The sequence below is a fragment of the Romboutsia lituseburensis DSM 797 genome (assembly GCF_900103615.1).
GTDB classification, from domain to species: Bacteria; Bacillota; Clostridia; order Peptostreptococcales; family Peptostreptococcaceae; genus Romboutsia_F; species Romboutsia_F lituseburensis.
Window position 1 is genome coordinate 283635 of sequence record NZ_FNGW01000005.1, and the last position, 25837, is coordinate 309471.

General features: G+C 27.1%; 20 protein-coding genes. All 20 read right to left on the minus strand.

The window, feature by feature from the left end:
• Positions 1-19 precede the first annotated feature (19 nt).
• The 20 genes from BLP75_RS11900 to grpE all read right to left on the minus strand — a co-directional run bounded on the left by BLP75_RS11900 (position 20) and on the right by grpE (position 25807).
• Positions 20-772, minus strand: a complete 753-nt coding sequence (locus tag BLP75_RS11900; RefSeq protein WP_092726347.1) for a glycosyltransferase family 2 protein — start codon at positions 770-772, stop codon at positions 20-22.
• Between the two features lie 586 nt (positions 773-1358).
• Positions 1359-2900: a murein biosynthesis integral membrane protein MurJ gene (gene murJ / locus BLP75_RS11905; protein ID WP_092726349.1), complete on the minus strand. Its 1542-nt coding sequence runs from the start codon at positions 2898-2900 to the stop codon at positions 1359-1361.
• Between the two features lie 10 nt (positions 2901-2910).
• Positions 2911-3720 carry a LicD family protein gene (locus BLP75_RS11910; protein ID WP_092726351.1) on the minus strand — a complete coding sequence of 270 codons (810 nt, stop codon included), beginning with the start codon at positions 3718-3720 and terminating at the stop codon, positions 2911-2913.
• 206 nt (positions 3721-3926) lie between these two features.
• The gene (locus BLP75_RS11915) at positions 3927-5210 is read right to left on the minus strand and encodes a hypothetical protein (RefSeq protein ID WP_092726353.1); all 1284 of its coding nucleotides are present in this window, start codon (positions 5208-5210) and stop codon (positions 3927-3929) included.
• Positions 5211-5418: 208 nt separating this feature from the next.
• Entirely contained in the window at positions 5419-6957 is a 1539-nt protein-coding gene (gene murJ, locus BLP75_RS11920; protein WP_092726355.1) for a murein biosynthesis integral membrane protein MurJ, read from the minus strand.
• A 14-nt stretch (positions 6958-6971) separates the two neighbouring features.
• Positions 6972-8474, minus strand: coding sequence for a polysaccharide biosynthesis protein (locus BLP75_RS11925; RefSeq protein ID WP_092726357.1), 1503 nt, complete (start codon positions 8472-8474; stop codon positions 6972-6974).
• Positions 8475-8614: 140 nt separating this feature from the next.
• Complete coding sequence (locus tag BLP75_RS11930) at positions 8615-9697, minus strand: glycosyltransferase family 4 protein (protein WP_092726360.1); 1083 nt, start codon at positions 9695-9697, stop codon at positions 8615-8617.
• Positions 9698-9731: 34 nt separating this feature from the next.
• The gene (locus BLP75_RS11935) at positions 9732-10847 is read right to left on the minus strand and encodes a hypothetical protein (protein ID WP_092726362.1); all 1116 of its coding nucleotides are present in this window, start codon (positions 10845-10847) and stop codon (positions 9732-9734) included.
• Positions 10848-10871: 24 nt separating this feature from the next.
• Positions 10872-12074: a CDP-glycerol glycerophosphotransferase family protein gene (locus BLP75_RS11940; protein ID WP_092726363.1), complete on the minus strand. Its 1203-nt coding sequence runs from the start codon at positions 12072-12074 to the stop codon at positions 10872-10874.
• Positions 12075-12089: 15 nt separating this feature from the next.
• The gene (locus BLP75_RS11945) at positions 12090-12881 is read right to left on the minus strand and encodes a glycosyltransferase family A protein (protein ID WP_092726364.1); all 792 of its coding nucleotides are present in this window, start codon (positions 12879-12881) and stop codon (positions 12090-12092) included.
• A gap of 17 nt (positions 12882-12898) precedes the next feature.
• Positions 12899-13675: a glycosyltransferase family 2 protein gene (locus BLP75_RS11950; RefSeq protein ID WP_092726366.1), complete on the minus strand. Its 777-nt coding sequence runs from the start codon at positions 13673-13675 to the stop codon at positions 12899-12901.
• An 86-nt stretch (positions 13676-13761) separates the two neighbouring features.
• The gene (locus BLP75_RS11955) at positions 13762-14415 is read right to left on the minus strand and encodes a sugar transferase (RefSeq protein ID WP_425262137.1); all 654 of its coding nucleotides are present in this window, start codon (positions 14413-14415) and stop codon (positions 13762-13764) included.
• 216 nt (positions 14416-14631) lie between these two features.
• Entirely contained in the window at positions 14632-15720 is a 1089-nt protein-coding gene (locus tag BLP75_RS11960; protein ID WP_092726370.1) for a cell wall-binding repeat-containing protein, read from the minus strand.
• Between the two features lie 15 nt (positions 15721-15735).
• Positions 15736-17697 (minus strand): N-acetylmuramoyl-L-alanine amidase, encoded by a 1962-nt coding sequence (locus BLP75_RS11965; RefSeq protein ID WP_092726372.1) that lies wholly within the window; start codon positions 17695-17697, stop codon positions 15736-15738.
• Between the two features lie 402 nt (positions 17698-18099).
• Complete coding sequence (secA, locus tag BLP75_RS11970; protein ID WP_092726374.1) at positions 18100-20442, minus strand: preprotein translocase subunit SecA; 2343 nt, start codon at positions 20440-20442, stop codon at positions 18100-18102.
• A 285-nt stretch (positions 20443-20727) separates the two neighbouring features.
• Entirely contained in the window at positions 20728-21846 is a 1119-nt protein-coding gene (locus BLP75_RS11975; RefSeq protein WP_092726376.1) for an acyltransferase family protein, read from the minus strand.
• A gap of 160 nt (positions 21847-22006) precedes the next feature.
• Positions 22007-22780, minus strand: coding sequence for a nucleoside triphosphate hydrolase (locus tag BLP75_RS11980; protein WP_170139183.1), 774 nt, complete (start codon positions 22778-22780; stop codon positions 22007-22009).
• Positions 22781-22968: 188 nt separating this feature from the next.
• Entirely contained in the window at positions 22969-24330 is a 1362-nt protein-coding gene (locus tag BLP75_RS11985) for a serine hydrolase (RefSeq protein WP_092726380.1), read from the minus strand.
• Positions 24331-24537: 207 nt separating this feature from the next.
• A complete protein-coding gene (locus BLP75_RS11990; RefSeq protein WP_092726381.1) occupies positions 24538-25182 on the minus strand; it encodes a tetratricopeptide repeat protein in 645 nt (214 codons plus the stop codon).
• A gap of 52 nt (positions 25183-25234) precedes the next feature.
• Positions 25235-25807 carry a nucleotide exchange factor GrpE gene (gene grpE / locus BLP75_RS11995; protein WP_170139184.1) on the minus strand — a complete coding sequence of 191 codons (573 nt, stop codon included), beginning with the start codon at positions 25805-25807 and terminating at the stop codon, positions 25235-25237.
• Positions 25808-25837 lie beyond the last annotated feature (30 nt).

Below are 25837 nucleotides of genomic sequence, written 5' to 3' on the forward strand. Positions count from 1 at the left end.
CTCCTCCAAAAGTATAATATTATATTCTCTTTTTTATTGCATTATATACATAAAAACAAAAAACATATGAACTTTTTAAAAAACCTATATTTTCAACATTTCTATAAGTATTCCAAGTTCTTTTTAATGCTTTAATTTTATTACTTGATAATGAATTCCCAACTATTCTATAATTAACTAAAGCTTCTTCTATTCCATACGCATAATCTTGATTTCTTAAAATCATTAGCCAAGTTGCAGTATCCTGACCTTTTTTAACTAAAGGCATGGTAAAGTCTCCTATAATATCTCTATCAAGTAATACTGTAGAACACCCAATTATAGTATTTTTTAACAAACCATTATAATTTATCTTATTTGGAGCTTTAGCAATTTTATTAGTTTTTGTTCCATCCTCTTTCATATATCTATATGAAGTGAATGTAAACCCTATTTTATTATCTATCATGTAGCTTATTTGCTTTTCTAACTTTTCTGGTTCCCATAAATCATCACTATCGACAAATGCAATAAATCTGCCTTTCGCATTTTTTATTCCTGTATTTCTAGAAACTGCAGCTCCCGAATTTTTATCTAGTTTAATATATTTAATTCGGTCATCATTTTTCATATATTTATTAATTATTTTATACGATTCGTCTTTTGAACAGTCATCTACTAGTAATAATTCCCAGTTATCATAAGTTTGATTTTGTATTGACTCTATTGTCTCTGATACAAATCGTTCTGCATTATATACAGGAGTTATTATTGATACTAAATATTCGTTCATAACCTCTACTCTCCTTATGTATTTTGTGTGTAAAAGTTATATCTTGTTCATTTAATTAAAAATTCTTTCACAGTTTTGTTATCTAGTATTATAAAATACTTATATGTCCTTTCTTTATATTTATCTATTCTTTCTAAATTTATTTTAATAATTAACATTATAGCTAGTTAATTTCAATTATAAAAAAATATCAAAATCAGGAATTTTTATCTGTTCCTATTGAATTTCCCCTAAATAAAACAATCCGCTATAATAAATTTCTAATATACCATGTATACTAGATTTAATTTATTTATAATTTAAACCTTTATTTTTATTATTTTAACTAAGTAGAGAATTATACTTTTGCTATATTTTTATTATTAATTTGTTAGCATTAATTTCTCTTCATTAACTTTTATAGGATTTAAAGTATTTTTTATGCCTAATTGTTTTTATAACTTTTAAATAACTATATATTCTCTTGTTTTTTTCAATACTTCTATTATAATATTATCTTAACAAACATTCAACAAACTATTATGTTATATATAAATTAAATAAAAAATACTGTCTTATTTGCCAGTATTTTTTTACATTTTTCATGTTATTTTCTATTTAATTTAGATTTTATTAAATCTAATACATAACTTGTTTCTTCTATTTTTAATATAGTAATTACTATGATATACACAATCGCACCTATAGAAATTGCTATCCCTAAAGTTATAGCTTCATTTATAAATCCTGTACCTAAAACATTATATAAATTACTATATGCAAAACTTGTTACAATTCCCATAACCACAGATGCAACTATTGATTTTATTGAAGTCACTAATATATTTTTAGCTCCAAAGCTTCCAATTTTCTTTTGCATACTTCCTATAAACAAGAATAGTCCTATAAATGCAGCTATAGTCGTAGCTAATGCTAGTCCTATATATCCTATATATTTAGATAATAAAAGATTTAATGCTATATTAATTACTATAGCTATTGCTCCATTTATCATTGGTGTTTTAGTGTCATGTAATGAATAAAAAGCTCTTGACATAACATTTCTTAGTGAAAATGCTATTATCCCTACTATATAAACCATCAATATATTAGCGGTCATTATTGTATCTCCGGCATTAAATTCTCCTCTTTGGAAAAGTATTTTAACTATCGGACCTGATAATACTATTGTTCCTGCACATATTGGTATTATAAATATAATTAAAACATTCATTGTTTTTCTTATAGATTCTTTAAATGCAACTTTATCATTTGATGCTAAACTTTTAGCCATCATCGGATATACAACTGATAGTATTGATGTTACAAATATAGCAGATACAAATCCATATAATCTATTAGCATAATTAAATGCAGATACAACTCCTTCTCCAAAAGTAGAAGCCAAAGTCCCATCAACTAATGTATTTACTTGTTCTACACCTACTCCTATTAGCACTGGTAGCACTAATATTATCATTTGCCTTACATTTTCATCTTTTAAATTAATAGATGCTTTATATCTCATACCAGTTTTTTTAACTGCTGGCAATTGAAATATTACTTGTGAAGCTAAAGCTAGCAATGACCCTATAATAAGAACATATACATTTGTCTTTGTACTTATTATGATAGATGCTATAATTACAATATTATAAGGTATTCCTATTAATGCAGGAATCATAAAATTGTTATTTAACTGAAGGTAGCTTCCTATTATATTATTTAAACCAATTAATATAACAGCCCATAATATTATTCTTACAAAATTTACAGTTATAGCTAACTTTTCACCAGTAAATCCTATTGCAAATATTTTTACTAAAGGTTCTGTAAATACCATACCTAAAATTACTATTACAATACAAAGTATACTCACTATATTAATTAAATTATTTAAAAATTTATGAGCCTCTTCTGTTCCCTTTTGTTCATTTATTTTGCTGTAAATAGGTATAAGGCTAGTTGCTATTGCCCCACCTATTGCTGCAAATAAAACAGTTGGCATTTTCATTGCTGTTACGTATATATCCGTGTACATACCAACTCCATATGCATAAGCCAAAACTTGCTCTCTTATTAGTCCTAAAAATTTAGAAAAAATAGTTAAAGCCATAATCAGTACCGTAGTTTTTGCTACCTTTGACATAATATACTCCTTATCTATTTACCTTTTTGTATTCATTTTCTAAGTCTATAAAAGTTATATCATGATGTGATACTCTTTTTTCTGGCGGTGGTGGTGTCATAAAATCACCATAATAATAAGTTAAATATTCCTCTGCTTTTTCGGGTACATATAACATATGTCCTTCAAATTCCACTCTTCTAGGTGTTCCAAATACATCCCTTGGAAATAAGTTTCCAAAATCATTTATATCTATACAAAAATTGGTATCTTTTGAACAGTTATTATATATACAGTTTTCCCAAAATTTTAAAAAAACTTGATTTTGAGCTAATGGCATAATAGCTTTTTTAATAAAGTTCTTTGTATTTTCTTTATTATAAATTCCTCTTTTTGTACATTCTGTATATTTTCTTATTTTTATATTCATCTTTTGTAATGATTTATTATTAGGACAATCATCTAATATAAATATATCTACATAAATGCCATGATGTATATTCCATTTTTCTGTACAATCTTGCACAAATGCAGTATTATTCATTCTTACTTTTGGTAGAAACATTTTATATTCTTTATCAGTTTCTTCATCTTGTAAAAAATACTCTTTTCCTAACTCTTTTTCACATATTTTTTTAAACTTTTCATAATCATCTTTAAACATATGTATATCTGCATCATCATCCCACGGTATAAAACCTTTATGCCTTATAGCACCTATTGTCGTACCGTAAGCTAAATAATATTTTATATCATGCTTTATACATATTCTGTCTATTTCTAACAGAATTTCTAGTATTTTAAGTTGGATTTTTCTTTGTAGCTCTTTGTCAACTTTCATATCTAATTCTCCTATGAATTTTTTATAATTCTATTAATAATTTACCCATTTTATAGCATTCAATAAGTATATCATATTAAAACTTTTTATGTCAAACAATGCAATTTAAAGCAAAGTTTTCTTTACCTAATTATTAAAAACTATATTTTTTTAATTTTCCACAAAAAAAGTATCTCTTATTCAGAGATACTTTTTAAATAAATATGTTACCCTAGAGAGTTATAATCATGAGCATGAGCATCACTTCCATAATAACCATATTCATTAACCCAATAATCACCTATTTTCTTATTTCTAACTAGCTTTCCATCATTTCCAAAATAAAATGAATGACTTTCATATCCATAGTCACATCTTATATTCTTCCATCCTTTTACCATTGCACCGCTAGAGTCAACATAGTAATCTTTTCCTATCCATGTATCCGTACTCATTCTACATTCATCAAAATAATACCAAACATTATTTATTTGTTTCCATCCATTAGAATATAAATGTCCTGATGAATTGGCATACATCCATATATATTTTCCATCTTCCTCATCATATATTTTTATCCATCCAGTTCTCATTATACCATTTTCATCAGAGTAATATGTTTGTCCATTATATTCAAACCTAATATCTTTTATCATGTATCCATACGCATTGAAATAATACCATTTATTACCTTCCTTTAGCCAACTATTATTTTTTAAGGAACCTGAAGAACTAGCATAATACCAATCATCTCCATCTGTAGCCCATCCACTTTTAGCCATTATACCATTGTCTTTAAAAAAATAATTAGTTGATCCTATTTCATATATACTATTTTGGACCATCATACCATCTGATTGTAAATAATACCAATTATTATTTTCATTCATCCAACTATTTCTTTTCAATGCTCCTGAAGAACTAGCATAGTACCAATATTCCCCATCATTAGCCCATCCACCTTGGGCCATTACACCATCACTTTTAAAGAAATATTTATTGCCATCTATAATATACGTTTCATTTTGAACCATTATGCCTCTATCATCAACATAATACCAATTAGTACCATTTTTAACCCAAGATGATTTTTTAATAACGCCTGATGAATCTGAGTAAATCCACTCATAGCTACCATTGTATATTACTTTTGTCCATCTGTCCTTAACTAATACACCACTATTATTGAAAAAATACTCTCTTCCATCAATATAACACGATGTATTTTTTACCATCCAACCATATTCATTGAAATAATACCAATTTGAGTCTATTTTAACCCAATCATCAAAAACAAAATTTCCATTTTTAACATATGCCCATTCTCCATAATTTAAATCCCACCAGCCATCTCTAAGTTTTGCAGATTTTTTAGTTAAGTTTATTTCTTGTTTTTTTACAGTATGTATCTCTTTTTTTTCTATAAATTTACTTTCTTGAGCATTACCTGTTATGCATCCCCCTAAAGATATACTTACGCCTATCAAAATTCCTATAATCTTTTTTTTCACTACTGTCCCCCCTGATATTAATTTAATTCCTTACTATTAAGTATAATACAATGCAATGTTATATTTTGTAGTTTTTTGTTTTTATCTTTAACTAATTAAAAATTCAAATTTAAGATGGTATAAATTTAAATAATCTCGATTCATTATAAGTATAGTATTCTACTAAATAAAAATAATCTGAACATAGAATTCTATGTTCAGATTATTTTTATTTTTTAAATTTACTTTTTACTATATCTATAATACTAGTTAATTCTTCAACTTTTAATAGGTATATCAAAATAAAATAAATTAGCACACCTATACCAACTGCAGATCCTAGGCTAACAAGGTCTGATAAAAATCCTGCAGAAAGTATAGAATCTACATATTCAAATGTCAATTTAGAGCAAATTCCCATTATAGTAGCTGCTATTAAAGATTTAAAAAATACAATAAATATTTCATTTTGTTGAAAATCACCTATTTTCTTTTTTAAACTAAAGTAAAATAATATTAATCCTACATATCCTGCAATTGTACTTGCAAGAGCCAACCCTTTGTATCCTAAGAATTTTATAAATAGAAGATTTAAAACAATATTTACAACTATTGCAACCATACCATTTTTCATAGGTGTCTTGCTGTCGTGTAACGAATAGAATCCCCTAGACATGACATCTCTTATTGCAACCGCTAAAATTCCAACTGTGTAAATTTTCAATATATTTGCAGTAATTAAAGTATCCTCATATGTAAATCTTCCTCTTTGAAGAAGTACTTTAACTATTGGTACAGCTAAAACTACAGCACCTACTACTATAGGAACTATTAATATTATAATTACATTCATAGTTTTCCTTAATGAAAATTTGAATGAGCTCATATCATCCTTTACTAATAAACTAGCCAATTTCGGATATACAACCGCTAAGATTGATGTTATAAATAAAGCTTGTACAAATTCATAAAGTTTGTTTGCATATCCAAAGGATGCTACTATATTAGCTCCTAATATAGATGCTAAACTCCTATCTATCATGGTATTTAGCTGACTAACACCAATTCCTATTACAACAGGCATAATAAGAACCATCATTTCCTTTATACCATCATCTTTTAAATTCATTTTCAAGGAATATCTATAACCCTTTTTATAAGCAAATGGAACTTGGAACAGAAATTTAAATGCTAACGCTATTAACGTTCCATATATTAATACATAAATTCCATGATTTAAACTTAAATATACCGATAGTATAATTACTATCGTATAAGGTATGCCAATAAGTCCGGGAATTAAAAAATTATTTTTAATTTGTAAAAATCCAGTCATAATATTAGCAAGTCCTATAAATATAATACTAAATAACAATATCCTAGTAAAACTTACTGTAGTTTCTAATATCTCTCCTGTATACCCTGCTGCAAACAGTTTAACTAAAGGTTCAGTAAAGATCGCCCCCAAAATTGCTATTCCTAAACAAATTATAGATACTAGGTTTACTAATGTATTGGTAAATTCTAAGGCTCTATCTTCTCCAGATTCTTTTCTTAATTTATTGTACATAGGTATCAAACTCGTTGCTATTGCCGAACCTATCACTGAAAATAAAACTACCGGTATACTATTTGCAGTAGAATATGCAGCTGCGTACATTTGTGTTCCGTAAGCTGCTGCTAAAACTTGTTCTCTAACTAGTCCTAAAACCTTTGATAATATAGTTACTATCATAAGGCCAGCTGCAGCTTTAGCTACTTTTGACATAATTAAACTCCTTTTTAACTTACTATATTAACATCTGAAGGATTCACAAATGTTGGAACTAAATTTTTCATAGCTCCTTCAATGAGATCCTCTTCTTCATCTTCTACAATATTCCATAATTCTTTAAGTCCTTGTTGAAGATTATCTTTATTAAAATCCATAGGTCTCCCTACAAATATTTTTTTGTGATTAGTATTACATAATCCTTCCTCTGCCATTAACAATTCCTCAAATAACTTTTCTCCAGGTCTAAGTCCAGTAAAAGTTATCTTTATATCTACATATGGTTCAAATCCACTTAGTCTAATTAAGTTTTCTGCAAGGTTAACTATCTTAACTTGTTCTCCCATATCTAATACAAATATTTCTCCACCTTTAGCCATTCCTCCAGCCTGAATTACTAATCCAACTGCTTCTTCAATAGTCATAAAGTATCTTATTATATCTGGATGTGTAACGGTAACTGGTCCACCTTCTTCTATCTGTTTTTTAAATAAAGGAATTACACTTCCATTACTTCCTAAAACATTTCCAAATCTAACCGCTACAAACTCAGTATTGCTCACTTCATTTAAAGATTGAATTATCATCTCTGCTGCTCTCTTAGTTGCTCCCATTATATTTGTAGGATTTACTGCTTTATCTGTTGATATTAATAAAAATCGTTTTGCATTATATTTACTTGCTAGTGTTGCAACGTTTAAAGTTCCAAATATATTATTTTTTATAGCTTCACCTGGACTTGATTCCATTAATGGTACATGTTTATGAGCAGCAGCATGAAATACAACTTCTGGTTTATATTTTTTAAATATGTTCTCTATTCGTTTTTCTTCTCTTACCGATGCAACTAATGTTGTTAACTTCAAGCTTTGTCCATACTTTCGTATTAGCTCTTGTTGAATAGAATATAGATTATTCTCATATATATCTAACATTATAAGATGCTTTGGTTTAAGGTGAGCGATTTGTCTACAAAGCTCTGATCCTATAGATCCCCCACCTCCAGTAACTAATATCGTACTATCCTGTATATAGCTTCCCATCAAATCAAAATCAACTTCAATAGGATTTCTACCTAATAAGTCTTCTATATCTACATCTCTTACTTGCTTTATATCAACTTTTCCATCTATAATTTCATATATTCCAGGTATTGTTTTAACTTTACAATTAGTACTTTTACATATGTCTAATATTGACTTTTTATTTATCCTAGGTAAATTAGCTATTGAAAATATTATTTCATCAATTTTATATTTTTTTACTACCTCTTTAATATTTTCTCTAGTACCTACAACCTCTACATCATGAACTTTATCACCTATTTTTTTAATATTATCATCTATTATGGCTACAGCTTTTTTCTTTAATTGAGGATTTTTTTCTAATTCATGTATAACCATTTCACCAGCACACCCTGCCCCAATTATCAAAACTCTTGATATATATTCATCTTTATTAAAGTTTGTAGGAATAATTACTCTGCATTTGTTATCAATATCTTTGCTATTCATAATAAATCCCTCCAAAATTGATTTTTACATTTTATCGCCTAAAAAGGCTTAGCCTGTACAACTTTAAAAGTTACTCCTAGACTAAGCCATTTGTTATTCTATATTATACCACTAAAGTGACATAAATATATGATTTTCTTTTATTTATTTAATATTTTATTATACAATTCTTCAATATCATGGAAGTTTTGATTAACTTCGTAGTTTGCTTTTACAAACTTTCGACCTTGTTTTCCCATGTTTTTTCTTAAGTTTTCATCATTCATAAGAGTAACTATTTTTTCTTTTATTTGTTCTGGATTTTTTGACTCAACTATAAATCCAGTTTTATTGTTATCTAAAGATTCAGGATGACCACCTACATTTGTAACTATAACAGGAACTTCACATGCCTGAGATTCAATTGCAGCAACACCAAATCCTTCCCTTAAAGATGGAAATACAGTAACGTCAAAACTACAAAATGTTTTAGCAATACTATTAGGAGCTATCCTTCCTAAAAACTCTACTTCATTTTTAAGATCTAGCTCATCTACTAAGTTTATTAAGTTATCTAAATTCTGTCCTGATCCACCTATTTTTAATAATAACTTCTTATTTGGATATTCATCTTTCAAAAGTTTAAATGCTTTTATAAGGTATTCTATACCATACCTTTTTTCTAAACTTTTAACTATACCTACTACAAATGCATCATCTTTTTTAACTTCTACTGGTTTAAATCGTTCCATGTCTACTCCAAAAAAAGTAACATCTACATTTTTATTTGTATATTTATTAACTTCTCTTGCCATAGCTCTACTGTTAGTAAATATATAATCAGCTTTTCTAAAATTATGTTTTATAATTTGTTTTTGTATAAACCCATTATTAGGAAACTCATATATATCTGTTCCCCATACAGAAATTGCATACGGATGTTTTTTTAATAATGTTCCTAAAAATCCATAACTACTTGCATACTGTGCATGCAATAAATCTGGATTTATTTCTTTTAATGTTCTTTTCATTTCATCAATAAATTTTATTCTTCCCATCTTTTGTAACAGTCCTTTATTTCTCTGCTCTACAACATTAGCATCAAAATTATGAACTGTTACACCATCTATTTTACCACCATTTAATGATAAAACATGTATATTATAACCCCTTTTTTTAAAATAATCACACCATTTAATAGTATGCGGACTTGACCCATCAGCTAAATAGCAAATAGTTTTCATAAAATCTACCTTCCTTAAATACTTAATTAAGCACTTATTTATATTTAAATATTTTAATTCTATTACTTATTTCTCCTATTGCATAAGGTATACATATAAAACTTAAATTAATTGTGATATTTAATAATATACTTTCTGCAAATGAATATGTAAGAATAGATAAAATCAATAGTACTTCTGCTTTTTTATTTTTACAACATAACCTATATATAGCATACATATACAACAAAATTATAATTAAAAATACTAATATACCTCCACTATATAAAGTCCATATATAACCACTATCTAAAGGTATCTTAGGATAAAATGCTAATTTTCTTATATTTTGCTCATATCCCATAAGATTCAGCCCATAAATTGGATGAGTTAAGTATTTGTTCCAATAATATGGCCTATGTGATAAATACTCATTAATCCAATAATGATTATTAAATGCAAAAGTTAATATCAAACTAGCCATAGTTAAAAGTATCGGATATATAGAAAATAAATATTTATATATTTTTTTATTAATATTTATTCTTCTGAATTTTAAAACAAAAGCAATACAAATAAACACGGTTATTAAACCTGTTTGGGTTCTAGTCTCCGCATATATGATCAATGGAGATATTAAAATTATTATAAACCCTTTTTTATCCATTTTATCAAATTTAACATAAAGATATGAAGCCCATATAATGAAAAATGCCATATATGCTGCATTAGGATTGCTAAATCCTAAATTATTTCTTCCATGTATATATCCACTTGGCTTTATACCTAATAAATTCAGTATTAAGCATGATAAAAAAAATATTATATTAGTAACAATATAAAGCTTAAGTATTTTCTTTAAATCCCTATTGTACAACCCTAATGCTAGAGTATATATATATATAATTGTATTATTATTAGTTATTTTAAATTGAATAAAAAATAATACTAACAATATAAAATGAAAAATATTATATTTTTTCAAATCATTTATTATTAGTATTATTGATAATATTATTGTTATTTGTGTAGATATCGTAGTTAACGGAAATCCAACACTATGAAATAAAATATTTCTATAATATTTTACAACTAAAAAAAACAGTAATATAGCTCCAATCATATTTGCACTACTTATGCTTAAAAATTCACTGTCATCATATGACTTCACTATACCACCTTCCTTAAATATTTATTATAATGATTTTATTTCTTCAAAAACTCTTTCACAGTTTTTATTATCTCTTATATTAAATGTTCTATTTATTCTAGATTCATAAATTTCATCTAACTTGAAGTCACTTTCAATATACTTTGTTATTAATTCTATAACTTCAGACTCACCTGATACAACTTGGCCAAACCCACTTTTTCTAAAATCAAAATATCCAGCTTTATAATGCTTTAGTTCATCAAAACAATAATGAATTAATGGTTTTTTCATATAAGCAAAATCAAAAAATATGCTTGAATAATCAGTTATTAATAACTTAGCATCCATAAGAAGTTCTTGTACATCATATTTTTCCTTATCAGCTATTACAACATTTTTGCTATTAACCTTAAAATATTTCAAATATTTTTGTAATTCATAATGAGGATAGAATATTAACTTATAACCACTATTAGATAATATTTTTTCTAATCCTTTATTATTTATTAATGAATTAAATTTTTTATAATAATCTGATTTTAAAAATAAATCATCTTTAGAATCACTATTTTTCATATATGAAGGAACCGTTAATTCTTTTCTCCAAGTAGGCATTAAAAGTATTTGCTTTTTAGGCTTATTATTATGTAAGTTATCAAATCTAGGCAAACCAGTTTGTACAACTTCATTATTATAATATCCATATTCTTGATTATTCGCTATAGCATTATATTCTTCTTGAGTTGATGTTATAAATTTATCAATTCTAATAGATTTTTTATTTAAAAATTCACTTACATCATTGTATATTATTCCATGTTGCAAGAAAATGTATCTTTTTTTATTCTCTCTATCTAAAATCATTTTATATAATTTATAGCTCCATGGTTCTATAAATCCTGTATATGGAGATATAACCTTTTTAGACAATATAAAAGCTATCTTATGCTCAAAACTATCATATGGTATTATATTTTGATATATTTTGACTTTATCATAATCTTTTTTAAAACTTTTATCTATTAAATAGTAGACATTTATTTCTGGATGATTTTCTCTTATATATCTAAACATCCAATACCCGTTGTCTTTTGCTTCTGTTCCTCTTTCGCATATTAACCATAGGTCTTTATATTTAGGATTATTTTTATAAACAATAGATATGAATTTAAAAATAATCATATCTATTGTTTGAAAAGATAATCTACCTATTTTCTTTAGTATATTAACTATTTTATTAAACATTTTTCTACTCCTAATTTACATTTTATAATTAAAGTATTCTTTTAAACCTTCAAAATATAATTTAGAGCAATTATCTACTTGTTTAAACTTTTTAGCGGTAAAAGCCGTATACATTACTAGTCCCATATAATTTCCAAAAAGTCTTTTAAATAAAGGACCTTTAGCAACAAATGATTTTTCATCTAAATAATCATTTTCACGAACATTATGATATGCTATTAATTTAGGATAATAATCGAATTTATATCCTAGCTTTTTTAAATCCATTAAATATATATTTTCTTCACCAGAATTATATCCACTTCCTACACCAAACTTTTCATCAAATCCGATAGTATAATCTTTTACACTTTTGGTATTTATAAATATTTCTATAGCAGCCTTTTTTAATACTTGCCTCTTAGAAAAATCTTTTATAGCTTCATTAGGATAAATTTTTGGATATTTTTCTTTTTCAGGATCATAATATTGACAGCATAAAACATCTCCATCATTCTTATCAAAGTAATTATATGCAAATTCTAATGCATCTTCTACATACCAACAGTCATCATCTGATAATGTAAATATATCACCCTTAATTTCCTTTAACCCTATATTTCTTGCAATTGAAATTCCTTTTGTATTCGATTTTATATGTTTATACTTAAAGGTTACATTTTCTAAACACTGTTTTACCATATCATGATTTCCTTGTGATACTATTATCATTTCAAAATCTTTATATGTCTGATTCTCTAAGCTTTGAATCAATCTTTTAAGTTCCATTTCACGAGTTCCCATTGTAGGTACTAAAACACTAATCATAAAACATTCCTTCCTAATTATCTCTTTAAAAAATGTTTATTTATATTTTTAACTGCATAATTACTAAAATATAATACAGCTTTAGGTAGAGGTACTTTCTCTACATTTCTTAATATATTCCATGTCCACATAGCTGACTTTACTTTATTTCCAGATAAGGATGTAGATGTCTTTCTATAAAGTGCTAATACTTTATTAATTCCATATGCTTCATGACCTTGTTTTAATATAGATAACCAAGTAGCATAATCTTCATGTCTTATCTTAGGCATTACTATATTATCAACTTTTTCTTTATCTATTACAACAGTTAGACATCCTACTCCATTCGATTTTAACATATCAGTATAACTAAGTTTATAATGTACGGCTACTGATTTACCTAGTCTATCGCCATTTTCATTTATAAACTCATACCCCGTATGAGAGAAAGCTATATTATTTTTTTTCATAAAATTAATTTGTTCCTCTATTTTTGTTTCTAACCATATGTCGTCACTATCTACAAAAGCAATATACTTTCCTTTAGCTTTTTCAATTCCTTTATTTCTAGCGTCTGCAACACCAACATTTTTATCTAGTAATATAGCTTTTATTCTCTCATCTTTTTGTTGGTATTGTTTTATTATCTCTCTTGAGGAATCTTTTGACGCATCATCTACTAATATTATCTCTAAATTTTTATATGTTTGACCTAATACACTATCCACTGTGCATTTTAAATACTTCTCAGCATTGTGTACAGGCGTTATAACAGAAACCAAATCTTGTATTTGATTTAAACTATACTTCATATCCTACTTCCTCCCTAAGAAGATATAATTTTTCAGAAAAAAAACAATATACTCAAATACAATTTGAATACATTGTTTTTTAATAACTACCTTGCACCTTCTCCAGTGAATATTACTTTCACCGTTTTTAGCAATATATTCATATCTATTAAGAAACCTCTGTGTTTGATATAATACATATCTGCTTTAAGCTTTTCTTCTGGAGTAATATCATATCCTCCATTTACTTGAGCCCACCCTGTTAAACCTGGCTTAACTGCTAATCTATTTATAAATCCAGGTATATCATGATTAAACTCTATAGTAAAAGAAGGCCTCTCAGGTCTTGGTCCTATTATACTCATGTCTCCCTTTAGTATATTGAATAATTGAGGTATTTCATCTATTCTTGTTTTTCTGATAAAGTTACCCACTTTAGTTATTCTTGGGTCATCTTTAGTTGCCCATTGAGCACCAAATTTCTCAGCATCAATTCTCATTGATCTTAATTTGTATATATAAAAAGTTTTTCCACCTTTTCCCATTCTTTCTTGTTTATACGTTATAGGTCCTTTATCCTCTATTTTTATTAACATGCCAAATATAAATATTAAAGGAATTCCTATTAAAAGGCCTATTGACGATAAAATTATATCTAAAATCCTTTGATACATATCAAATAATATAGAACCTTTAACTATATTATAATCAATTTCTTCTATTAATTCTGTATCTTTATAATCAAAGTTACTAACATCCATCTTTTTACATCCCTCACTAATTAATTCAGTCATAATTACCTCCACTTAATAATATATTTTATGAAATATAATTCGACTTATTTTTATATTATACTCAATAATTTTAATATTATCAACATAAATTCTATTTAGCCCAAATTTACACTTAATACAATTTTAAGCATTTTTTTAATAAATGTAATTATTAGTGAAGGATATATCAATGTTTGTAAGATTTTATCTATTATAAATGATTCTTTTTAGTGCTAATATCCATACCACAACAATAGTAATAGAACTTATAAATCTAATAATTTTATCAGTAATTATTCTAGGTCTTACAAGTTCAAATCCAACTTCTGTTATATTTTTTACATTGCTTTCTTGTAAAAATTCTTCTTCTGTTTTTTGTAAACTATCTGCACTGTATAAAATAGGAGTATTTTCCTTTGCTGCAATCGGACTCAATGCTAATGCATTTAATAAGTCTCCATAATTATAAATTCCATTTCTTAATATATATATGTGATTTATTTTATCTAAATCATAAAATTCTTTTATTATTTCCTTATTTGTTTCATATCTATCTTCTCCATTTAGCCTAACAACATCTGCTTTTATGCCGTACTTTTCATCTTTTAACATAGCTTCAAATACATCTGGAAAAGCAGTTTCACTACCTGTTAAATATACCTTCTTTATATTATGCTCTTTTAAAAACTTAAGCGTCTCTTTTCTATCACTTTTGTTTACCATTAATACAGGTATATTTCTATTTGCGGCTGCTGGAGCTATTGCTACACCATTAGGTTTTCCACTTCTCATATTAACTAGAACTACTTCAGATATTGGATTTAACTTATTAACTTTTTCAGCTAAAAGTATTGATGTTTCAAATCCACTTTCGCCACCAATTCTTTCTGAGTTTATATTCATTTTTTTAAGTTCTTTTTTAATATCGTTTGTTATGACTTTATCTCCACCAATTAAATATACCTTCTTAACACCTAATCGTTTAATTTCATCCTTTACAGTGCTGTTTATTTCCTCTGAGTCTGTGAAAAATATTGGAATATTTTTTTGATAAGCAAAAGATGAAGCACTTACTCCATCAATAACAGAATGTATACTTACAAGAACTGCTTCATCTGATTTTTTCCATCCTATTTCACTTATTTTTGTCATAGTTTCAAATCTATCTAAGCCAATAATTTGTTTTCTATTATATTGACTTAGATAATTTTCATCTAAATAAAATTTGATTCCAAATCCACATACTGCAAGAATTATAATTAGTGTAAAAGCCATTTTTGCTCTTTTACTCATATATAACCTCTTTCATTATTTTAAAGTTTTTTCTATTCCTTTACCTATTTGAGTTCCAAGATGGTTTCTTTTTTCTACAGTGTTTACTAAAGCATCATCTTGAGGATTATCTATAAATGCAGATTCTACTATAACTGCAGGTGCCTTCGTTTCCCTTATCATATGATAATAGTCTTTTCCGCTATCTGTTGTTCTTGTTTTTATACCTCTATTAGTAAAGCTGAATTCACTTAATATACTATTCAGTATATTTGTTGCTAAAGTTTTACTTGTTCCACCATTTCTATCTGCGTACTTATAATATATTTCTGTACCTTTAGCCACTCCATTATAAGAGTTAAAGTGAACACTCACAAGTAAATCTGGATTTATAGCATTTGCCATAGAAGTTCTTTCAGATAAAGATAATGTTTTATCCGTTTCTCTAGTTAATACTACATTCACACCATTTGCTCTTAGATATTCAGTCGCTGCTAACGAAGTATCTAATGTATAAATTTTTTCTTTACTTGATGTTCCAGGGTCTGTACCACCATGACCAGGATCTATTACTACAGTTTTTCCTCCAACATTGTGAATAGATAGTTTGTATGCAATATCACTTATTATTCCATCCTTAAAAGCTTTACCTATTTGGTATACTTTATTAGCTGATTTTTTTTCTAAGTTATCTGTATGATAATCAGATAAATAGTTTGGTGATGTTATAAGTATTGGTGAATTAAACTTAGCAGCTAAAGGTCCTGCTACTAAAGCGTCTGTTAATTCATCTGATCTTGCTACTATTACTGATTCTAATTCACTTTGTGGATAGAATTTAGCCATAACTTTTGCATTTGTTTCATGTCTATCTGCTCCGTATACTCTATTGTAGTATACGCTTCCACTAGGTGGTTTAGATACTATATCAGCCATCTGATCTATAACATCAGTAGCTAACGTATTTGGTCCCCCTATAAAGTATACGTCTTTTAGAGCTTCTGACTTTAGCCAATTATAAGAATTTGTTGGTACTTTATATTTTTCAGTTAATATAACTGGTTGTTTATCTTCTCCTGCCTTAGCTGCAATTGATAGTGCATCTATATCGCCTTGGAATCCATTTGCCATATATACTTTATTTACATCATGATTTGAATCAATTACTTTTGCTATTTCTAAAGATGTTTCATATCTACTTTGACCCCAAATACGATTTACACTCGCACTATTGATGCTCTTTAATTCATTAGCTACTTGAGAGTTCACACTATTTTCTCCACCTACTATAACAATTTCTTTAGGTGAAAGTCTTTTTATTTCTTCCTTTATAGTAGCTGGTACACTATCTTTTTTAACTATTAATATTGGTGCATCATAGGTAGATGCTAACGGTGTTGCAGTTATACCATCCGCTACTATATCTCCATTTATTATTACTACTTTATCAGTAGTAGTTTTCCATCCTTCTTTGCTTATCTTTACTGCATTATCATATGCACTATCTCCTGATAATTCTACTACTGGCGCAGAAGTTTTTTGCATATAAGTTCTCATTTGTGCCATATTACTAACTATATATTCCTGAGTTATATTATAGTCATCTAATTTTAATCCTAGTTTTTCCAATTCATCTGTATTTAATACTTGTTTATTTTGGTTGTCATTTATTACTATATTATTTATTTTCCAAACATTTAAATATTCTGGATCTATATTAAACTTTATTGTACCTTCATATGATTGAGTTTGAGAGTTATATTTTAAATTCGTACTTAACTCTTGATCATAACACAAATAATTTACTGTTATAGTTTCAGCATCAAATTTCTCTTTAAATGATACTCTTATTTTAGATTCATTTCCTAGTACTACACTTCTCTTTTCTAATTCTATTTTAATATTTTCAGTAGTTTCATTATTTGCGTATATCGAAGTTGGAGCTATTATTGAAGCTGCAACTAATCCTGTTGTAAATAATTTTCTTCTTTTTTTCATCAAATCCCTCCTATTTATATATAATACTTATATATTATAACATAATAGGATATTATTGGACATAATTTTGAGTAACTATGTAAGGTTTAAATATAAATTTTATCATATATTCAAGTTTTTTTTAGTTACAACTTTGTAAATTTTTTCAAATTTGCCAAATTTATTTGCTCGACTTTTTAAATTACTTATAGTATAATCATATTAGGAAGAAAGAAATTTCTAACATCTCTTTTTTCCGTATTTCTCACATTTAAAGACCGTAGATATATTCTACGGTCTTTTTCTTTTGTAAATAACTTATTTGCAATTTTCTATATGAAAATATTTATTATATGTATATTTATATAAACAATTAATAAAAAAGAGTGCTGAAAATACATTTTTTCAGCACTCTTTTTGTTATTAATTAAATTTATATAAATACTTAACTGTTTCTAGTCTTATTATTCTATTTAAATCTTCAAACATGTCATATCCTTGAACAGTATATTCTTTTACAGGATCTTTTTGACCTATTGCAGCTAATCCAATACATTGTCTTAATTGGTCCATTGCATCTATATGATCTATCCAATAAGCATCTACAACTTCTAATAATACTTTTCTCTCTAACTCTTTAACCTTATCAGGCCCTAGCATAATTTTTTTAAAATCATATACTCTTTTGGATAAATCATAAGTATAGTCTACAGTTTCTTCTACAGTCATTTTATCCATATCTGGTATCATAAGTGACTCTTTAGGCATAAAACTATGATGTATACTATTTAAGAATCCATAATAATCTTTATTTTTTCTTAGATATTTTTCAGCTGTTTCTGTTATTATATCTTTTACCATTTTTTGAATCTCTTCTTCTAAATCGGCATTATCTAATACTTTATTTCTTTCAGCATAAATAACTTTTCTTTGCTCATTTATTACATCATCGTATTTTATTACATTTTTTCTTATTTCAAAGTTTTTACCTTCAATTCCTCTTTGAGCTCTCTCTATAGCCTTTGCTAAAGCTTTGCTTTCTAAAGCTTCTCCATCTCCCGAACTCATTTTCTTCATTAGTTTTTCTATACTCTTTCCACCATAAAGTTTTATAACTTCATCTTCTAGACTAACAAAGAATCTAGATGTTCCTGGATCACCTTGACGTCCTGAACGTCCTCTTAATTGATTGTCTATTCTTCTTGTTTCATGTCTTTCTGTACCTATTACATACAGACCACCAAGATCTTTAACCTTAGCCTCTTCTTCTTTATCTCCTGCTCCAAGTGATATATCTGTACCACGACCTGCCATATTTGTAGCTATTGTAACAGATCCTAACTTACCAGCATTTTTAACTATATCAGCTTCTTTTTCATGATTCTTTGCATTTAACACTTCATGCTTAATACCTTTTTTCTTTAATAATCCTGATAAATACTCAGATTTATCTATTGAAACGGTCCCTACTAATACAGGTTGTCCTGTTTTATGTATCTTTTGTATTTCTTCGACAACAGCATTGTATTTAGCTTCTTCTGTTTTAAATACTAAATCATTTAAATCAGCTCTAAGTATAGGTTTGTTAGTAGGTATTGTTACAACATTCATACTATAAGTAGATTGAAATTCTCCTTCTTCTGTCTTAGCAGTACCTGTCATTCCTGAAAGCTTATTATACATTCTAAAGAAATTTTGGAACGTTACTGTAGCTAAAGTTTTAGATTCCCTTTTTATATCAACTTTTTCTTTAGCTTCTATTGCTTGATGAAGTCCATCAGAATATCTTCTACCATCCATTATTCTTCCAGTAAATTCATCAACTATCATTATTTCATCACCTTTTACAACATAATCAACATCTTTATCCATTAATTTATGCGCTCTTAATGCTTGGTTAATGTGATGATATATTTCTATATTTTTTATATCTGTTAAATTATCTATTCCAAAGAATGATTCTGACTTTGTCATTCCTTGTTCAGTTAAAGCAATAACATTATCTTTTTCTTCTATTTCATAGTCTTCTTCTACTAATGTTTTAACAAATACATCTGCTATATCATAAAGCTTAGTACTTTCATCTCCATTACCTGATATTATAAGAGGTGTTCTAGCTTCATCTATAAGTATTGAGTCAACCTCATCAACTATAGCAAAATTTAATTCTCTTTGAACTTTTTCCAAATTACTTGTAACCATGTTATCTCTTAAGTAATCAAATCCGTACTCATTGTTTGTTCCATAAGTTATATCGCAATTGTATTGTGCTTTCCTATCAGCTGGATCTTGATTTGCAAGTATAACCCCTACACTCATTCCTAAAAATTCATATACAGGTCTCATTATTTCTTTATCACGATTTGCTAAGTAATCATTTACCGTTATTACATGTACTCCCTTACCAGCTAATGCATTTAAATAAACTGGCGCAACAGCAACTAACGTTTTACCTTCCCCAGTTCTCATCTCCGCTATTTTTCCTTGGTGTAGTACAATTCCACCAATTAACTGAACTCTATATTGTCTCATACCTAATACTCTTCTTGATGCTTCTCTACACACAGCAAAAGCTTCGACTAAAATATCATCTAATGTTTCACCATTATTTAGTCTTTCCTTAAATGTATTAGTCATGTTTTTTAATTCTTCATCACTTAATTTTTGTATATCTTCTTCAAGAGCATCTATAGCATCTACTATTTTATTAAGTATCTTTATTTCATTTTCATCTGCTTTACTCATTATTCTATCTAAAACTGACATTTCCTGCCCCCTTTGTTTAAAATATTCTGTCTAAAATTATATACTCCATTATATCACATATATTTATTGTTTCTCAAATTACTTGTTATTAAAATATATTGAAAAATAATTCCATCTAAATAATCCATATCATATATTTATAATTTTTCCTAGACATATTATATATGGTGTTATATAATATAAATACTTGAAAAATTTAAAACATCTCTTTTTTCAAGTATTTCTCACATTAAAAGGGGCTGATTATATCAGCCCCTTCTCACATTTTTAAAAGTATTCAATTTGCTAGTTTAATGCGTTCTCATTTTTTTCAACCTTTTTATTTCTTATTTTAACCCTTACTATATTGATATATTGTTTAATTAAAATAGGCATCCATACTCCAAGTATTACATAAAACAACTTAAATCGCTCATCTTTATATGCATACGCATACCACATATTAGATTTAAATTGGTCAAATTCAAACCATTCTAATCCGAACTTTACATATATGACTGCAAATATTAAATTAATTACATAAAATACGAATTGATGATGCATCATTATTGACCATGTATTCGTACCTATCATTTTTACAATATTACTTTCTCCAATCGATTTCACAAGTATCTTTGAAACTCTTAGCCAAAACATTATTCCTGTAACTGAAGTAATGTATGGTAATAATATATTATCTTTATTAAAACCATTGCACCATACTGCCGTAAATGATATATCAAGATATTTACTTATAAGAATAAACTGAATTATAAATATGGCTAAAAAATATACTCCAGAATTTAAAGTATCCTTTTCCTCAAACTTAGTTTTATACAAATATCCAAAATGATAAAAAGGTATAAAGAACATTGTTCTAACTAAAGTTAAGTCCCATCTTGTATTATAACCTTTGTTAGCTAGAGTAATTCCAATGCATCCTACAATTAATAATATAATTGCCATTAAATACTCATTATTAAAATTAACTTTTACAACAATTTTTCTAATGAGTACATAAACAATCTGAACTATAAATAGTGCTAAAACAAACCATGCAGCTACATTTAACCCAAACTGATGACCACCTATCCAAGGCTCTATAAATAAAGATCTAAGTGTCAATGCTAAACCAAATTCTACTACCCCTATATATCTAAGTAAAGTGATTATAATTCCATAAATAAAATTCCATATAAAATACGGAACTAGTAAGTGTTTTACTTTTTTTATAACAAAACCTTTAAATTCAATTTCACTTTTAACCTGATAAAAGTAACCTGATATAAACATAAACATAGGCATATGAAAAGAGTTAACTGGAAACCATTCTGTAAGTAAAGATATTCCCCCTTTATGCCCTACTACTACAAGTATTATACCTATACTTTGTAGTATTAACATTTGTTGATTAATTTTTTTCATTTCCCCCTCCTATTTTAACTAAACCAGCAACTATATATTATATAACACATCTATGTCTTTTTGTGGAATTTTTTGGTAAATTAATTGTATTTCAAAAATATTTCAAATAATCAAAGCGCAAAATAGCTGTATTGAAAATAACTTCAATACAGCTGTTTAATTAATAAGGATTTATACATACTCCATTGTTATCAAATGTATAATACTTCCCATCTATTTTATAAGTGTAGTCCATATAAAAATCACCATATGAATTCCAATAATACCATTTACCCTGATCTAATACCCATCCTGTTTTACATGTTCCATCTCCATTTAAATAATACCAAGTATTATATTCAGACTCATATTTGTCAACATACTTTACCCAACCTTTTTTAGTTGACATGCTTCCATCAGAATTAAAATAGTACAACTTTTTATCTATTTCTATCATACCTGTTTGCATAAATATATCTTTGCGTCCAGAGTCTATCATTTCATCAAAATAATACCACTTTCCATCTTCTAAAAACCAGCCTATTTTGCAAGTTCCATTTCCATTTAGATATATCCATGTTGTATATGTTCCAAACCCATAATTATAAACAACTTTTTTCCATCCTTTATGAGTTGACATACTTCCATCAGAATTAAAGTAATAGTTACCACCATCAATTATTTCTACTCTATTGCTTAGCATTTTATAGTCTTGTTTGCTCAGATAATACCATTTATTATTATCCTTTAACCATCCAGTTTTATATTTACCATTTTTATCTATATAGTACCAACTATTCCCCACCTTTTTCCATCCAGCTTTTACTTTATACTCTTTACTAGCGCTATATTTTATATATGATTGATTGTATAACTTCATAGCTTTTGATTCTTGAGCATTAGAAAATACTAATATAGCTGACAAAGCTGCCACACATAAAAATTTTAATTTCATAAAAAATCCTCCTTTTTTCATATCTATCTAACAAATAGTAGCATACCTATATTGTAGAAGTTTATAAAATAGTGATAGCTAGTCTTAAAAACTATTATCTATTTTTGTATATAATAAATAAAAAAAAGCCATAGTTTCTTTTTCTATGACTTTTTGTATCTTTTATATTATTTTTATTACATTTTAAATTACATAGATTTAGCCATAGTAGCTATACCATTATCGTCTATATTCCATCCATCTATACTCGTATTAATAAGCATCGATCCATCTTGGCTCATATAGTACCAATTATTATTGTACTTCAACCAGCCTATTTTCATTGATCCATCTTCTCTTAAATAGTACCATTTATCAGAATACTTTAACCAGCCAGTTCTCATAGATCCATCATTTTCTAAATAGTACCAATTATTATTATATTTTAACCAGCCTATTTTCATTGATCCATCTTCTCTTAAATAATACCAGCTATCAGAATATTTTAGCCAACCAGTTTTCATAGCACCATTTTTTTCTAAATAATACCAGTTGTTGTTATATTTTAACCAACTAGTTGTCATTTCTCCATTTGCTTTTAAATAATACCAAGAATCTTTATCTTTTAACCATCCGACTTTCTTTTTACCATTATTGTCTAAATAGCACCATTTTCCATTTTCTTGCTTCCATCCAGAATTTAAATCTTTGTATGTGTATGTTAATAAAGCCTCGATATCTTCATACATCTTTGCGCGTGTATTATTTCCAAAAAATGAACAGATTATTTCTCTTCCATTTTTATCTATTGCTGTAGTCGATAATACATTTCCGGCAGCATCAGTTGTTCCTGTTTTTGTACCTATAACTGTATATAAATCTTTTGGATAATACTGACCTCTTAAAAATTTATTTGAACAATTAAGAGTTTTAGACGATCCGTTATAATAGTTTTTTATTGTATAATATGGCTTTTTAACGATATTCTTAATAGTTTTGTTTTTCATTGCTTGCTGAGTTAATTTTGCTATATCTGATCCTGTTGAATATGTATTTGGAAAATTTCTACCGTCTAGACCTATAGGATTGTCAAAATGTGAGCTCGTCATCCCCAATGATTTTGCTTTTTGATTCATCATATTTACAAAACCAGGTATTGAACCACCCACTTCATTTGCTATAGAATTTGCTGCATCTGCTGCTGAATATACTAATAACATATTTAATAATTCTTCTACTGTATATGTATACCCCGCTTTAAGACCTGCCTGAGTTGCTATACTAGGTGTATTATCTAATACACTTTGCTTTATAGTTATTTTTTTAGACAAACTACAATTATCTAACGCTACTAATGCCGTTAACATTTTTGTCGTACTTGCCGGATATATTTTTTTGTTCATATCCTGTGAATGTAAAACTTCCCCTGTTTTTGCATCCATGACTACATATGCATGTGCATATACTTGTGGTTTTTGACCATCTGCTTCAACTTTATTATTAAAGCCGGTAATTGAAAAGCAAATTACCATAATTAATATTGATAGTATGCTTTTGTTGATTTTTTTCATTTTGTATCCCTCCCCATTTTTTTGAACATTACTATTCTAACATAACAACTTAATTATTTACCATTTTATGGAATATATACATTGTTTTATATACTGTAATATTTTTTGTACAAAAAAGACTATCTACAAAAAATCATTAGATAGCCTTTTTTCGTTTATCATTTTTATATTTTACATTCATTCCAAGCACCATTTTATTAAAAATAATTAATTTAAATACCTTATTATAGTCACCAATATTAAGATTAGTATTATTATAAGTAATACTATTCCTACATTTCTGAATCCTTTTATTCTTTTATATAGCTTACTATCTTCACGCTTAGGACCTACTATAGATTTTAATTTATATTTACTCTTCATGTAATATAAGTTTTCATAGTCTTTTCTCAATAATTCATCTAAACATTTTTCAGCTTCTTCTACTTTATTTAACTTTAAATAGCACATAGTTAAAATTTCATAGGGTTCAATAAGCTCGTTATAATCTCTTATAATTTTTTTTAAAATATGAACCGCACTTTTATATTTCTCTTGTGATACATATTCTACTACTTTATTATAATTAATTGCTAACTTATCAAATTCTTCACTTGCCAAAAAGTCTATATATTCTTTTGCATGATTATCTTGTTCTGTAACTTTTAAGCTCTTAGTCCAATATCTATATGCTTCTTCAAAATTACAAAGATAATATTCACATACCCCCATTAGATTTAAAATATCTATATCTTTTGGATATGCGTTAACTGCTTTTTTAAGCTCATCTTTAGCTAAAGATACTTTACTATTGTCTATTAAATTTAATGCTCTATTATAGTATCTATAAGCTTTATTAATAATTGTATCCATATACTTACTCCTATATAGTTATGTAATCAAAATTTATACTTCTCTTATATGTCTATTTTACAGCCATTACAGATGCCTTTCTAAACACTTCCCCCTTTAATAAATATCCCTTTTGAGTTACATGCACTATCTCATTCTGTCTTTTGCCTTCAGACTCTACCGCTTGAACACAGTTATGAATTTCTTCATTAACAATTTCATTATTGCATTTAATCTCTTCTATATCGATTTCTTTTATTTCTTTATCAATTTGATCTTTTATCCCTACTAAATATTGTTTTAATGTATTATCTTCAACTTCTAGTGCATATCTATGTATTTCGTCTACTTGATCTAATATACTTATCACTTTATTTAATACTAATGAATTAAATTTTTCTTTTTCTTCTAATTGATTTTTTAAACTTACATATTCTTGCTCTAATTGATAAAGTCCATCATCAGACAAATTATTAGTATCACGTTCTTCTATAGTCTCTTCTTTGTGCTTGATTTCATTAAGGCATGACTCCACTGTTTCTTCTAACTCCAAGATTTCACTTTCTGTAAAAGGTGGCTCAAAATCTTTGAATTGTTTCTTTTTTTCGAATTTAGTTCTTATTCCTCCGATTATTAATTCTGCCAAATATATCACTTCCTACTGAATTTTCTATTT

What these genes read in the sequence shown, in the direction of transcription:
- BLP75_RS11925 (WP_092726357.1), bottom strand. Translation starts at nt 8,474, where the DNA reads ATGAATAGCAAAGATATTGATAACAAATGCAGAGTAATTATTCCTACA.
- murJ (WP_092726349.1), bottom strand. Translation starts at nt 2,900, where the DNA reads ATGTCAAAGGTAGCAAAAACTACGGTACTGATTATGGCTTTAACTATT.
- BLP75_RS11910 (WP_092726351.1), bottom strand. Translation starts at nt 3,720, where the DNA reads ATGAAAGTTGACAAAGAGCTACAAAGAAAAATCCAACTTAAAATACTA.
- BLP75_RS11990 (WP_092726381.1), bottom strand. Translation starts at nt 25,182, where the DNA reads ATGGATACAATTATTAATAAAGCTTATAGATACTATAATAGAGCATTA.
- BLP75_RS11965 (WP_092726372.1), bottom strand. Translation starts at nt 17,697, where the DNA reads ATGAAAAAAAGAAGAAAATTATTTACAACAGGATTAGTTGCAGCTTCA.
- BLP75_RS11980 (WP_170139183.1), bottom strand. Translation starts at nt 22,780, where the DNA reads ATGAAATTAAAATTTTTATGTGTGGCAGCTTTGTCAGCTATATTAGTA.
- BLP75_RS11950 (WP_092726366.1), bottom strand. Translation starts at nt 13,675, where the DNA reads ATGAAGTATAGTTTAAATCAAATACAAGATTTGGTTTCTGTTATAACG.
- BLP75_RS11960 (WP_092726370.1), bottom strand. Translation starts at nt 15,720, where the DNA reads ATGAGTAAAAGAGCAAAAATGGCTTTTACACTAATTATAATTCTTGCA.
- BLP75_RS11975 (WP_092726376.1), bottom strand. Translation starts at nt 21,846, where the DNA reads ATGAAAAAAATTAATCAACAAATGTTAATACTACAAAGTATAGGTATA.
- murJ (WP_092726355.1), bottom strand. Translation starts at nt 6,957, where the DNA reads ATGTCAAAAGTAGCTAAAGCTGCAGCTGGCCTTATGATAGTAACTATA.
- secA (WP_092726374.1), bottom strand. Translation starts at nt 20,442, where the DNA reads ATGTCAGTTTTAGATAGAATAATGAGTAAAGCAGATGAAAATGAAATA.
- BLP75_RS11940 (WP_092726363.1), bottom strand. Translation starts at nt 12,074, where the DNA reads ATGTTTAATAAAATAGTTAATATACTAAAGAAAATAGGTAGATTATCT.
- BLP75_RS11985 (WP_092726380.1), bottom strand. Translation starts at nt 24,330, where the DNA reads ATGAAAAAAATCAACAAAAGCATACTATCAATATTAATTATGGTAATT.
- BLP75_RS11900 (WP_092726347.1), bottom strand. Translation starts at nt 772, where the DNA reads ATGAACGAATATTTAGTATCAATAATAACTCCTGTATATAATGCAGAA.
- BLP75_RS11930 (WP_092726360.1), bottom strand. Translation starts at nt 9,697, where the DNA reads ATGAAAACTATTTGCTATTTAGCTGATGGGTCAAGTCCGCATACTATT.
- BLP75_RS11945 (WP_092726364.1), bottom strand. Translation starts at nt 12,881, where the DNA reads ATGATTAGTGTTTTAGTACCTACAATGGGAACTCGTGAAATGGAACTT.
- BLP75_RS11955 (WP_425262137.1), bottom strand. Translation starts at nt 14,415, where the DNA reads ATGGATGTTAGTAACTTTGATTATAAAGATACAGAATTAATAGAAGAA.